This window comes from Pseudomonas sp. FW306-02-D09B, assembly GCF_058782685.1.
In genome coordinates, this window is sequence record NZ_JBYSXY010000015.1 from 1 (window position 1) to 12935 (window position 12935).

General features: G+C 57.6%; 13 protein-coding genes and 1 tRNA gene. 3 read left to right on the forward strand and 11 right to left on the reverse strand.

Features of this window, described 5'->3' with window-relative positions:
- Positions 1-537: 537 nt before the first annotated feature.
- The 5 genes from AC3WK5_RS22350 to dapA all read right to left on the reverse strand — a co-directional run bounded on the left by AC3WK5_RS22350 (position 538) and on the right by dapA (position 4225).
- Positions 538-627: transfer RNA gene (locus AC3WK5_RS22350), tRNA-Ser, on the reverse strand.
- A gap of 84 nt (positions 628-711) precedes the next feature.
- A complete protein-coding gene (purC, locus tag AC3WK5_RS22355) occupies positions 712-1422 on the reverse strand; it encodes a phosphoribosylaminoimidazolesuccinocarboxamide synthase (RefSeq protein WP_019692525.1) in 711 nt (236 codons plus the stop codon).
- A gap of 28 nt (positions 1423-1450) precedes the next feature.
- Positions 1451-2209, reverse strand: a complete 759-nt coding sequence (locus AC3WK5_RS22360) for an MBL fold metallo-hydrolase (protein WP_103319983.1) — start codon at positions 2207-2209, stop codon at positions 1451-1453.
- Between the two features lie 4 nt (positions 2210-2213).
- The gene (bamC, locus tag AC3WK5_RS22365) at positions 2214-3329 is read right to left on the reverse strand and encodes an NlpB/DapX family lipoprotein (RefSeq protein ID WP_103319985.1); all 1116 of its coding nucleotides are present in this window, start codon (positions 3327-3329) and stop codon (positions 2214-2216) included.
- A gap of 17 nt (positions 3330-3346) precedes the next feature.
- Complete coding sequence (dapA, locus tag AC3WK5_RS22370; protein ID WP_054596114.1) at positions 3347-4225, reverse strand: 4-hydroxy-tetrahydrodipicolinate synthase; 879 nt, start codon at positions 4223-4225, stop codon at positions 3347-3349.
- A 329-nt stretch (positions 4226-4554) separates the two neighbouring features.
- Here dapA and AC3WK5_RS22375 point away from each other — a divergent pair, with 329 nt between their 5' ends.
- On the forward strand, positions 4555-5115 hold the full coding sequence (locus tag AC3WK5_RS22375) for a glycine cleavage system transcriptional repressor (RefSeq protein WP_019692529.1): 561 nt from the start codon (positions 4555-4557) through the stop codon (positions 5113-5115).
- Between the two features lie 10 nt (positions 5116-5125).
- Positions 5126-5599 carry a peroxiredoxin gene (locus AC3WK5_RS22380; RefSeq protein WP_103319987.1) on the forward strand — a complete coding sequence of 158 codons (474 nt, stop codon included), beginning with the start codon at positions 5126-5128 and terminating at the stop codon, positions 5597-5599.
- A 141-nt stretch (positions 5600-5740) separates the two neighbouring features.
- Here AC3WK5_RS22380 and AC3WK5_RS22385 read toward each other — a convergent pair whose 3' ends face one another.
- Positions 5741-6811, reverse strand: a complete 1071-nt coding sequence (locus AC3WK5_RS22385; protein ID WP_054596112.1) for an AI-2E family transporter — start codon at positions 6809-6811, stop codon at positions 5741-5743.
- A gap of 31 nt (positions 6812-6842) precedes the next feature.
- Positions 6843-7082 (reverse strand): sulfurtransferase TusA family protein, encoded by a 240-nt coding sequence (locus AC3WK5_RS22390; protein ID WP_054596111.1) that lies wholly within the window; start codon positions 7080-7082, stop codon positions 6843-6845.
- A gap of 97 nt (positions 7083-7179) precedes the next feature.
- Between AC3WK5_RS22390 and AC3WK5_RS22395 the strand changes: the two genes are divergently transcribed.
- A complete protein-coding gene (locus tag AC3WK5_RS22395; protein WP_103319989.1) occupies positions 7180-8613 on the forward strand; it encodes a M48 family metalloprotease in 1434 nt (477 codons plus the stop codon).
- Between the two features lie 64 nt (positions 8614-8677).
- Here AC3WK5_RS22395 and AC3WK5_RS22400 read toward each other — a convergent pair whose 3' ends face one another.
- From AC3WK5_RS22400 to rpoE, 4 genes are all read right to left on the reverse strand, one after another.
- Positions 8678-10105, reverse strand: a complete 1428-nt coding sequence (locus AC3WK5_RS22400) for a DegQ family serine endoprotease (RefSeq protein ID WP_054596109.1) — start codon at positions 10103-10105, stop codon at positions 8678-8680.
- A gap of 248 nt (positions 10106-10353) precedes the next feature.
- Entirely contained in the window at positions 10354-11313 is a 960-nt protein-coding gene (locus AC3WK5_RS22405) for a MucB/RseB C-terminal domain-containing protein (protein ID WP_054596108.1), read from the reverse strand.
- Positions 11314-11321: 8 nt separating this feature from the next.
- The gene (locus AC3WK5_RS22410) at positions 11322-11909 is read right to left on the reverse strand and encodes a sigma-E factor negative regulatory protein (RefSeq protein WP_054596107.1); all 588 of its coding nucleotides are present in this window, start codon (positions 11907-11909) and stop codon (positions 11322-11324) included.
- Positions 11910-11940: 31 nt separating this feature from the next.
- Positions 11941-12522: an RNA polymerase sigma factor RpoE/AlgU gene (gene rpoE, locus AC3WK5_RS22415; protein WP_019692537.1), complete on the reverse strand. Its 582-nt coding sequence runs from the start codon at positions 12520-12522 to the stop codon at positions 11941-11943.
- Between the last annotated feature and the right edge of the window lie 413 nt (positions 12523-12935).

Consider the following 12935-nt stretch of genomic DNA (forward strand, 5'->3'; position numbering starts at 1 on the left):
TGGCTCAGCAATCGTTGGTTACATCTTTGATTTCTCGCGGAGTAACTTGTGATGCTGATAATCTTGTTGACTATCAGCCTGACTGCACAAGCACCCACACGAATTGCTTGACTCAGTTGTTAAAGAGCGGTTGGTTAAGATCTTTCGTCTCAACCGAGGCGCGCATTCTACAGCAAACGCCCTCAAGTAACACCCCTAAAAGCTCCTGATTTTATTAAAAAATCAATTACTTAGGCCGAAAACAACATCAAGCTGCTCGTCAGCGGGACGCGAATAGTACAGCATTAAAACACGTTATCAACCCCCGCCTAGAAATTCTTTTTCCATACCAAAGAGCCTGGGTTGCCACTATGAAAACCTCCAAGGTCCGTACAAAGCATCAGGTTTGCCGGTGAGCATGGAGAGATTTGGCTCAGAGCAGCCTTGAACGGCCTCACAGATACATTTCATGCCCTAAAAATGCCCTAAACAAAACATCGGAAACGAAAAAGCCCCTGTAATCTTTAACGATTACAGGGGCTTAGTCTTATTCAATAATGGCGGAGAGATAGGGATTCGAACCCTAGGTACCGGTGAAGGTACAACGGATTTCGAATCCGTCCCATTCGGCCACTCTGGCATCTCTCCAACGGCGCGCATCATAACAGCACATTCAGCGGAAGCGAACCCCCCAAGTGAATTTTTTTCCGTGCTATCAGATGCTTGCGTCGATTACAGCGGTACGCCGAGGCGCTTGGCGACTTCTTCGTAGGCTTCGATGACGTCACCGAGGCCCTGACGGAAGCGATCCTTGTCCATTTTCTTGCCGGTGGCTTTGTCCCACAGGCGGCAGCCGTCCGGGCTGAACTCGTCGCCGAGGACGATTTCACCGTGGAACACGCCGAATTCAAGCTTGAAGTCGACCAGCAGCAGGCCGGCGTCGTCGAACAGTTTGCTCAGGACTTCGTTGACCTTGAGCGACAGTTCTTTCATGCGAACCAGTTGCTCGGCCTTGCCCCAACCGAATGCCACGACGTGGGATTCGTTGATGAACGGGTCGCCCTTGGCGTCGTCCTTCAGGAACAGTTCGAAGGTGTAAGGGTTGAGCTTCATGCCCTCTTCGACGCCCAGACGCTTGACCAGGCTGCCGGCGGCGTAGTTACGCACGACGCATTCGACCGGGATCATGTCGAGCTTCTTCACCAGGCACTCGTTGTCGCCCAGCAGTTTGTCGAATTGGGTCGGCACGCCGGCTTCTTCGAGTTTCTGCATGATGAAGGCGTTGAACTTGTTGTTCACCATGCCTTTGCGGTCGAGCTGCTCGATGCGCTTGCCGTCGAACGCCGAAGTGTCGTTGCGAAACAGCAGGATCAAGCGGTCAGCGTCGTCGGTCTTGTAAACCGATTTGGCTTTGCCGCGGTAGAGTTCTTCACGTTTTTCCATGATGGGCTCCGCTTGCTAAGTAGATGGGCTAGGCGATATGTCGCCAGTCGAGCCCTGAATCTTGATCGGCCAATTGCAGCCAGTCCGGGTCGCACCCAAGGGTGTCGACAAAACATTGCCGGGCCAGCTGCGGCAGGTTGTTCTTGCTGCTCAGATGGGCCAGTACCAGGTGTTGCAGGTCCTGCCAGCCCAACTCGGCCACCAGGCTTGCGGCCTGATGGTTGTTCAAATGTCCCAGTTCACCGCCTACCCGCTGCTTGAGAAAGTACGGGTAGTGACCGCGGGCCAGCAGGTCGCGGCAGTGATTGGATTCGATCATCAATGCATCGAGATCCCGATAACCGTCCAGCACCGTGGCGCAGTACGAACCAAGGTCGGTCAGCAGGCCGAAACGCCGCGAACCGTCACTGAAGACGTATTGCGTCGGTTCCTGCGCATCGTGGGCCACGGCAATGACGCCGATACTCAGCCCGCCGATCTGCAACTGCTCACCACCGGCGACAAAGCCTGCCGGTTCAACCGGCTTGCGCATCCCGCGCAGGGTACCGCGACTCAGGTAGACAGGAAGATTGTAGCGCCGAGACAGCAAACCCACGCCATGCACGTGGTCGGCATGTTCGTGGGTCACCAGTATCGCGCTCAACTGCGTCGGGCTTACACCCAGGCGCAGCAGGCGTTTTTCGGTTTCACGCAAGGAGAAACCACAATCGACCAGGACGTACGTGTCATCACTGGCTATCAGCGTGCCATTCCCTTGGCTACCACTGCCGAGAACGGCGAAACGCATCTGATCAGCCCAGGTTGTCCTGAATCACGCCCAACACTTTGCGCGCCACTTCAGCCGGCGCAACGGTGTTGATGTTCTTCTCGACGGTCACTTGTACGTTCTCGCCAACCTTGCTCAGACGAACCTGATAACGCTCGGCGCGGGCTTCAACTTCTTCCTTGCTCGGCGCACTGCCGAACAGGCTGCTGAAGAAGCCCGGCTTTTCGTTTTTCTTCTCGGCTTTTTCGGAAAGGTTGATGTAGTACAGGCCCAGGCTGCGGTTGATGTCTTCAACACGCCATTCACCCTTTTCCAACGCGCGCCCTACGCTCGACCAGGCGCGGTCAAGGTCGGTACCGACGTTGAGCACCGGGTTACCGCTGCCGTCTTCAGTCAGGCTGACACGGTTTGGCGTATCGAAATCACGCGAGGCGAGCATCGAGACCGAACCGCCCTTCTCCGACGTGCGGCTCATGCTGGCGAGCATGTCGTCGATCAGCGCTGCGTCCAGGCCGGTGTTGACCGAACGGTTGGTGAACGCGACATCGGCGGTGCTACCGGCAGGACGCTCGGCGCTGACCACGTAGACTTCACTGGTGTTGCGCTGCACGCCTGGCTCGATGCGCACCCGCACCCGAGTCTGGCTGTCAGAACCAACGCCGGTACTGCTCAGGCGCTTGGCCATCGTCGCAGAAAGCTCGTCAGGACGCTGCCAGGCCGTGGTGAACTCGCCGGTTTGCGGACGCTGTTGATCCAGACGGAAGCCGTTGTCCTGGAAGAACTGCACAGCCACTGGCCAGACTTCAGCCGGTGGATGCTGGGCCATGACCCAACGCGTATCGCCGCTTTTTTGCAGGCTGTAATCGCTGGCATCGGCAATCGCCGACAACGGCTGCGGACGAGGAACGACGTATTCGCCCTTGAACGTGTCATCAGCGACGTTGCGCGGAATCGGCAGCAACGGGTCCAGGCGCTTGGAGGTATGGACATCCGGCGGCAGTTGCATCGGTGCAGTCTGTTGCGCTTCCAGGTAATCGCTACCACGGTCACGGAAGTAACCTTCCGGGCCCCAGATCCATCCACAGCCACTGGTGCTGGAGATAATCAAGGCAAGTGCGGAAAGTCCGGCCATTCGCTTCATGCGTTGTACTTCCTCAATTAAACCAATACGCCGGACTGGCGCATGGCCTGTCGCAGCGGTTCGTGACAGGCTTCGCTGAGCCAGGTGAGCGGCAGACGGATACCGTCCGGCATCAAGCCCATTTCATGCAGCGCCCATTTCACGGGGATAGGGTTGGATTCGATAAACAGGGTTTTATTGAGCGGCATCAGCTTTTCGTGGATCGCGCGGGCTTTGACGGCATCACCGTTCAAGGCGGCGATGCACAGATCGCTCATGTCACGCGGCGCAACGTTGGCGGTCACCGAGATATTGCCTTTGCCGCCCAGCAGGATCAGCTCGACTGCGGTGGCGTCGTCGCCGGAAATCACCAGGAAGTCCTTGCTGACACCGTCGAGGATGGCCTTGGCGCGCGAAAGATCGCCCGTGGCTTCCTTGATGCCGATGATGTTCTTCACGGTCGACAGGCGGATGACCGTCTCGGCCTGCATGTCGCACGCGGTACGACCCGGCACGTTGTAGAGGATCTGCGGGATGTCGACAGCTTCGGCGATGGTCTTGAAGTGCAGGTACAGGCCTTCTTGCGTCGGCTTGTTGTAGTACGGCGTTACCAGCAGGCACGCGTCGGCGCCGGCGGTCTTCGCATTGGTGGTCAGTTCGATCGCTTCGCGCGTCGAATTGGCGCCTGTACCGGCGATTACCGGAATACGACCGTTGACCTGCTTGACCACGCGACGAATCACTTCGATGTGTTCGTTCACGTCAAGGGTCGCAGACTCACCTGTGGTGCCGACCGCCACAATGGCGTGGGTGCCGTTTTGCAGGTGAAAGTCCACCAGTTTGCTCAGGCTGTCCCAGTCAAGACGACCCTGTGCATCCATGGGTGTGACCAGTGCCACCATACTGCCCGCAATCATGCAACCGCTCCTGCCGGAAAAAGAGAACGGTAATGGTACTGGCGCCAAGATGCTTGTACAAGCGAAGTACTGCGCTCGCGCCATTCCCCTAAGCGCCGGTTTTCGCTACCCTTCAGACTTTGATCAGTACCGACAGGCTCGTACGCCGGGTTCCAGCCTCCACTTTCGGCCTCACAAGCCCCGATCCTGCGTTGCCGCCTACCCGATCTCGCCTCACTGGAGCTCGTCGCAACCATCTGGCTCGGGCTTTTTGATTTCGCATCCGGACGCCCACCCCGACGAATCGGCCCTTGATAAGTACCGACCGCTCATCGCTTTAGGAATGCTGCATGTCCACCCCCACAGTTCGCGAACAATTCCTTGTCATCAGTGCCCTTGGCGCCAACCCCATGGAGCTGACTAACGTCCTGTGCCGCGCCAGCCATGAAAACCGCTGTGCCGTGGTCACCTCTCGCCTGACCCGTCATGGCGAGTGCAGTGCGTTGGTCCTCGAGATTTCCGGTAGCTGGGACGCGCTGGCGCGCCTTGAAGGCAGCCTGTCGAGCCTCGCCAAAAAGCACGCCTTCACGGTCAACGTGGTGCGCAGCGCGGCGCTGGAAAACCGTCCACAGGCCCTGCCGTATGTCGCCTATGTCAGCTCGGCTTACCGCTCGGACATCATCAACGAGCTGTGCCAGTTCTTCATGGACCACAACGTCGAGCTGGAAAACCTGACCTGCGACACGTATCAGGCACCGCAAACCGGCGGCACCATGCTCAACGCCACGTTTACCGTGACGCTACCGGCGGGCGTGCAGATCAGCTGGCTGCGCGATCAGTTCCTGGATTTCGCCGACGCGCTGAACCTGGACGCGCTGATCGAACCGTGGCGCCCACAGAACCCAATGTAAGGAAGCTCCCATGGCCGTTGCTATCGACCAACCTGTCGCCGATTTCGAAGCGCCTGCCACCAGCGGGCAAACCGTCAGCCTCGCGGCCCTCAAGGGCAAGCAAGTGGTGATCTACTTCTATCCCAAGGACAGCACGCCGGGTTGCACCACCGAAGGTCAGGGCTTTCGCGACCAGTATGCGCAGTTCACCGCGGCCAACACCGAAGTGTTCGGCGTATCGCGTGACAGCCTGAAATCCCACGAGAACTTCAAGTGCAAACAGGAGTTCCCGTTCGAGCTGATCAGCGACAAGGACGAAACCATCTGTCAGCTGTTCGACGTGATCAAGCTGAAAAAGCTCTATGGCAAGGAATACATGGGGGTTGATCGCAGCACTTTCCTGATCGACAAGAATGGCGTGCTGCGCCAGGAATGGCGTGGTGTGAAAGTGCCAGGGCATGTCGATGCGGTATTGGCTGCAGCCCAAACGCTGAACAAGGCCTGATTATTTCGGCGTCCGTTCGGACGCCTTCGCGAGCAAGCCCGCTCCCACAGTTGACCGAGTTACTCAGACAGACACGATCTAATGTGGGAGCGGGCTTGCTCGCGATGAGGTCCTCTGCCCCGCTGAAGAATCAGCTGACAGTTAAAGCAGCGGCGCAACAATCGGCTCCTTGCGCGGCCAGGCATCCAGCACTGCCTTGAACAGGGTAGCCAGCGGAATCGCGAAAAACACGCCCCAGAACCCCCACAGCCCGCCGAACAGCAGCACTGCGCAAATGATCGCCACCGGGTGCAGATTGACCGCCCCCGAAAACAGCAGCGGCACCAGCACATTGCCGTCCAGCACCTGAATGATCCCGTAGACCGCCATCAAGTAGATGAACTGATCGCTCCAGCCCCACTGGAACAATGCAATCAGCAGCACCGGCACGGTCACCACCACAGCCCCGACATACGGCACCACCACTGAAACACCGACCAACAGCGCCAGCAGCGCGGCGTAGTTGAGCCCCAGGGTAACGAAGCCGATGTAGGTCGCCCCGCCGCAAATGACCATTTCCATGACCTTGCCGCGAATGTAATTGGCGATCTGCCGGTTCATTTCTTCGGCAACGCGGGTGATCAGTGCACGCTCACGCGGCAGATACCCGCGAACCCACTGGCCGATCATCACCCGGTCCTTGAGGAAGAAAAACACCAGAATCGGCACCAGCACCAGATAGATCATGATGTTCACCAGCAGTGGCAAGCTGGACAGCGAGAACGTCAACGCCCACTGACCGAACTTGCCAATCTCGCCACGCGCCACCTCGATGGCCTGCAGCACCTGTTGATCGGACACCAGATGCGGATAGCGCTTGGGCAGCAACAGCAGCAACGACTGCCATTTGGCGAGCATGCCCGGCAGTTCGTTGAACAAGGCAATCAGTTGATGCCAAAGCAACGGCAGCACCACGACCAGAAATAGCAGTAACATGCCCATGAACAACGCGAACACCAGCCCCACCGCGGCAGCACCGGGCAAATGCAGGCGTTCAAGGGTGCTGACCAGACCTTGCATCAGATACGCCAGCACCATCCCTGCCAATACCGGCGCGAGCATTCCACCCAGAGTCAGGACCGCGGTGAAGGCTAGAAAGAGCAGTACGGCCAGGACCACGGCCTCCTCATCGGAGAAGTAGCGCTGAATCCAGTCGCGTAACACTTTGAACATCGATATTCCTTAACAACGAACGCCGCAAAATTCAGGCTTTTTTCAGCCAGTAGCGATAAACGCCAGCTTCGTCTTCTTCATGAAGCAGCGTATGACCGGCCAAACGGGCAAAGGTGCGAAAGTCGCGTTGCGAGCCGGCATCGGTAGCGATGACCTTGAGTACCGCGCCGCTGGGCAGACGATTGAGTTCCAGCTTGGCCTTGAGCAACGGCAATGGACAGTTCAACCCGCTGGCGTCCAGTTCGGCGTCATGCTCTACAGCGTCGGTCATTGCTTCACTCCGGATAGGTGATTGAGTGATCTAGAATATCTGGTCGCAACGCATGTGTCCGGCTACAGTAAGGTCTTTGTCGACTAAGGCTTCATGCATGACTTTTCTGCGCCCCACCCTGCTGACGCTCGCTTGCCTGCTAGCCTCACCGGGCTTTGCCGACGACCTGCCGTCACTTGGCGATGCCAGTTCTGCCATCGTATCGCCACAGCAGGAATACCAGTTGGGCCGCGCATGGCTGGCGATGCTGCGCAGCCAGGTGTCACAACTCAACGACCCACTGCTCAAGGATTACGTCGAAACCAGTGTCTATAAACTGGTGGAAACCAGCCAGGTGAATGACCGGCGCCTGGAGTTCATTCTGATCAACAGCCCGCAACTCAACGCCTTCGCCGCACCCGGCGGGATTGTCGGAGTCAACGGCGGCCTGTTTCTGAATGCCCAGACCGAAAGCGAATACGCTTCGGTGCTCGCCCATGAATTGGCACACGTGTCGCAACGCCACTTTGCGCGCGGCGTCGAAGCTTCGCAACGTATGCAAATCCCGATGATGGCGGCCCTACTCGGCGGGATCATCGTGGCCGCGGCTGGCGCCGGCGACGCCGGTATCGCTGCCATCGCCAGCACCCAGGCAGCGGCCATTCAGGAGCAACTGCGCTTCTCCCGGGAGAAGGAGCAGGAAGCCGACCGTATCGGCATGCTCAACCTCGAGAAAGCCGGTTACGACCCGCGCTCGATGCCGACCATGTTCGAACGTCTGATGCGCCAGTACCGTTTCAATGCCAAACCGCCCGAATTCCTGCTGACTCACCCGGTCACCGAATCGCGGATCGCCGACACCCGCAACCGCGCCGAGCAGTTCAAACCGGGCGGCAAGGAAGACAGCCTGACGTATCAACTGATTCGCGCGCGCGTCCAGTTATTCTACGAAGACAGTCCGGGTCTTGCCGCTAAACGCTTTCGCGCCCAACTCGATGAAAACCCGAAAAGCGACGTAGCACGTTATGGCCTGGCAATCGCCCAGATCAAGGGCAGCCTGTTCAACGACGCCCGTGAGAACCTCAAGCAGTTGCTGGCCAAGTCGCCTGACGAAATCATCTACAACCTGGCGCAAGTCGATCTGGACATCGCCAACAGTCGCCTGCCGGATGCACAGACGCGGGTCGACCGGATGCTCGTGCAGTACCCGCGCAACTATCCGCTGAATCAGGTGCGGGTCGACTTGCTGCTCAAGCAGAACCGCCCGGCTGACGCCGAGAAAGCCCTTGAAGCCTTGCTCAAGAACCGCCCGAACGATCCGGACGTCTGGTACATGGTGGCCGAGACTCGTGGCCAGTCCGGCAACATCATTGGCCTGCATCAAGCCCGCGCCGAGTACTTCGCACTGATCGGCGACTACCGCCAGGCGATCCAGCAACTGGACTTCGCCAAACGTCGCGCGGGCACCAACTTCCCACTGTCGTCACGCATCGATGCGCGTCAACGGGAGCTGATGGAGCAAGAGCGCCTGGTCAAGGACATGATGGGCTGAGGTTTCTTTGCCCCATAAAAAAACGCCTCTTTCGAGGCGTTTTTTTATTCAGTGACTAACCGGCTTACTCGACCAGTTTGAAGGTAATGAAGCTGGCACGCCCCTGACGCAAGACCCGCATCGATACAGAGCGGTTCTTTGGCAGCGCTTGGGCGATTTCCGTGAACTCCTTGGCAGAACCAATCGCCTGATTGTTCAAATGAGTAATCACGTCGCCCGGCTGCAGGCCGATCAGGGCGGCAGGACCTTCCTGAACATCCTTGATCACCACGCCGCCTTTGAGATCGAAGGCTTTCTTCTGCTCATCGCTCAAATCGGCCACAGATACACCCAGTCGATTGCTGCTGCGCTCGACACCGGGCTTGGCAAGGGCATCGAGCTCTTTGCCTTCCTCTGGAATCGCACCAACCGTCAGATCGACATTTTTACGCTTGCCGTCACGAATCACTTCAAGCTTGGCTTTCTCGCCCGCCTTGAGCGCACCTACCAGATGCGGCAGATCCGCTGACATGATGATCGGCTGACCGTTCATGCTCAAGATCACGTCACCGACCTGCAAACCACCCTTGGCAGCCGGACCACCCTCCTGGATCTGCGCCACCAGCGCACCGGCCGGTTTCTCCAGGCCGAAGGACTCGGCGAGATCCTTGCTCACTTCCTGAATGACCACACCCAACCAGCCTCGGCTGACTTTGCCACCGCTTTTCAGCTGATTGGAAACATCCATGGCGACATCGATCGGGATCGCAAACGACACACCCATGAAACCACCGGAACGGGTGTAGATTTGCGAGTTGATCCCTACCACTTCTCCCGCGAGGTTGAACAACGGACCACCCGAGTTACCCGGGTTGATCGGCACGTCCGTCTGGATGAACGGCACATAGTTTTCGTTCGGCAGGCTGCGGCCAATGGCACTGACGATGCCTTGGGTCACCGTGTGGTCAAAGCCAAACGGCGAACCGATGGCAACAACCCACTGCCCGGCTTTCAGATCCTGGGATTTACCCAATTTGAGCACCGGCAGACCTTTGCCCTCGACCTTCAGCAACGCCACATCGGAACGTGGGTCAGTGCCGATCAACTTGGCTTTCAGTTCACTGCGATCGGCAAGACGCACGATGATTTCATCTGCATCGGCGATCACATGGTTGTTGGTCAGAATGTAGCCATCAGGCGAGATGATGAACCCCGAACCCAGGGATTGCGCTTCACGCTGGCGACCACGAGGCGCACGCTGCTGTGGCGGCATGCCACGCTCGAGAAACTCGCGCAGCGCCGGCGGCAGGCCTTCCAGATCCGGAAGATCCTGATTGGAGACCTTACGGTCCGGCAATTTCTGCGTGGTACTGATGTTCACCACCGCAGGCGAGGCTTGCTCGACCAGCTGCGTGAAGTCAGGCAACTCGGCCGCCTGGGCACTGACGGCCTGACCGAGTACCAATACAGCGGCAAAAATGGAGAGGTAGGATTTCAAACGTGGTATCGACATACGGCTCCCGTTACGACGAGCATGGTTAAGCGATATGGAGCAAGGAATACCGGGAAACATACACCGGTACTTTTGTTCCGGGAACAACAAACAAGGCCAGAGCCGTGGGGCTCTGACCTATAGAAAATTTTTGGGGATTTTGCAAATGGAAATGCTCACCAAACATTTCAACATCTCAATTGTGCAGTGGACAATTGCTGGCCTCTTTCACAACCAACCGACTGTCCGATGAGCATCACCGGATCAGCTCACTGCTTGGCCGCAGTGGTATTGGCACGCATGGAGAGTGCAATGCGCTCAGCGGTGCCGATCGGAATTTCGCCGACTACAGTGACCATCATCTCGCCTTCAGGCGTGGTCAGACGTCGCGAAACCGCAACGGTCGGGCCTAACTGAGTACGTGTATCGGTAACCACCGCGCCATTCAGTGGCTCGAGGAACACCGAAAAACGCGCCAGGCCATCGTCATACATCAAGCTGCTGATCTGGACCTTGGTCTGCGGATCCTGGCGTGCACTACTGCTGCTGAGCTCGAAGCCAGGTGGCAACCAGTCGGAATGCCATACCTGAGCGGTTTTCACCGCTAATGCCTTGTCGCTGTCGAGCGTCACAGCCTTGCACTCGGAAGTGGCTTGCAGATCACGCTCAGTCGGCATGTCAGCCGTATCCAGTCGAGTAAACTGGAAACGCTCCAGCAACTGCCCCTTGTCATTCAACAGCAATGACTTCAACGGCAAGCCGGTTTCGCGGTCCAGGTGCAATTCAAAGCCATAACGATGCTGATCACGCGGCGTCAATGAAACGATGACCGCCGGGCGCCCAGCCACGCGCGACTTGCCGATGACGGCAAGATCGTACCAATTCTTGAGCTTTTGTGGATCGAGCGCACGAGCAGAAGAGTCGGGAGTATCCCCCAGCCCCGCCACCAGGCTGCCGCTGACGCATTGAGTATGCCCATCAATACGTACGACTTCCTGAGCAGAACCGTCAAGCTGAAGCAAACGCTCGCGGACTTTGCCATCCTGGACACGATGCCAGATGTTGTGGGTAGAAAAACTACCGTTACGCTCGTAGACGAAAGTGCCTTGGAAACTTTGCTGTTGTTCGGCTTGGCTCAGGCGGGTCAACCAGTCCTGAGCCTCATCGGCATAGGCTGGAACAACAAACCAGCCAGTCACCAGCAGCGTAAGTAGAGGGATGGCGCGCATGATCCTCCTTAACGGTTTTCCAGGCTTGCCGCACGAGCGTAAGGCAGAGCACTTTCAGTGCCTTTCAGTGCAGCTTGTTGAGCATGTTGGCGCAAGTAGCCTGGCAGACGCTGATCATGCCAGCCCGGCTGACCTTGCAATACGCCGTTGGCCATAGGACCAGTGGCTTCCGAACTCTCATTGTAGCCTGCCAAAACGGCTGGACCTTTTACTTGAGGAACGGCCAGACCCGGTTGAGTGGAGTGCTGGGCCAATTCGACACCGGCGATCTCATCCTGGTTGTACAGACGCACGCCAGCCAGAACAGCAAGGGTCACCGATGCGGCCACCGCCAGACGACCCACGGTACGCCATGGACCACGAGTGGTCTTGACCGGTACGGCTTCGTCAGCCAGGGCAGCAGAAACGGCCGAAGCAAGATCCAGACGAGGGATCAGCAGGTCCTTGTGCATGACTGCCCGAGCGACTTGGTAACGGGCCCAGGTCTCGCGGGTTTCAACATCGTCAAAGGCATTTAATACCCGACGCAATTCCAGTTCGTCCGCTTCGTTATCCATCACTGCGGACAGCGATTCCTGCAGGGCTTCACGACTCATGGCGGTTCCTCTCTTGGCTGTCGCCGCTGTCTCAGCTTTCCTGCAACAACGGCTGCAGGGCTTTATCGATGGCTTCCCGAGCGCGGAAAATCCGGGAGCGCACGGTACCCACCGGACACTGCATGACGCTCGCAATGTCCTCGTAACTCAGACCATCGAATTCACGTAAAGTTAACGCCGTACGTAAATCTTCTGGCAGTTGCTGGATGGTTCGATGGACGGTGCCTTCGATCTCATCACGCAGCAATGCACGTTCCGGCGACTCGAGATCCTTGAGGCCATGATCGCCATCGTAGAACTCTGCATCCTCTGAACTGACATCACTATCCGGCGGCCGACGGCCGCGTGAAACCAGATAGTTTTTCGCCGTGTTGATGGCGATGCGGTAAAGCCACGTATAAAACGCGCTGTCGCCGCGAAAATTTCCAAGTGCACGGTAGGCCTTGATAAAGGCTTCTTGTGCGACATCCTGGGCTTCATGGGTGTCGTGCACGAAACGCACGATCAACCCGAGAATTTTGTGCTGGTATTTCAGCACTAGCAGATCGAAAGCGCGCTTGTCGCCGCGTTGAACGCGCTCGACCAGCTGCTGATCCTCTTCCTGGGTTAGCATGAACACTCCTCGATAAGCTCGGAGGAGGCTTGCATAACTAATCGATCAGGCTTGCAAACATAGACTCGGGCTTTTCGCAAAAGTTCTCCCCCTCCAAGCAAGTTTCCTGCGCGCTCTGATTTGGCACACACGAAAGACGCAGCACGGGCTGGGCCGGCTACGCGAATAATCTTTTCGTCGAATCCACCCGCAATGACCAAAACACAAATCCTGCGTGAAGCCGACGCTGTTCCTTGTTTCAGGCAACCTTCTATTGAGCTTGGACGCCTTGCAAAGTTCCCAAGCTTTATAGTCGCGCGAGACGAATAATGTATGACCACGCGGCGAAAAACAGCGTTTCATCGGCGATCAGGCTGTCTTATCGTCGATCCCGCGTGTAAATTTCCCTACACGGCCCTCTACCTTTTCCGTCA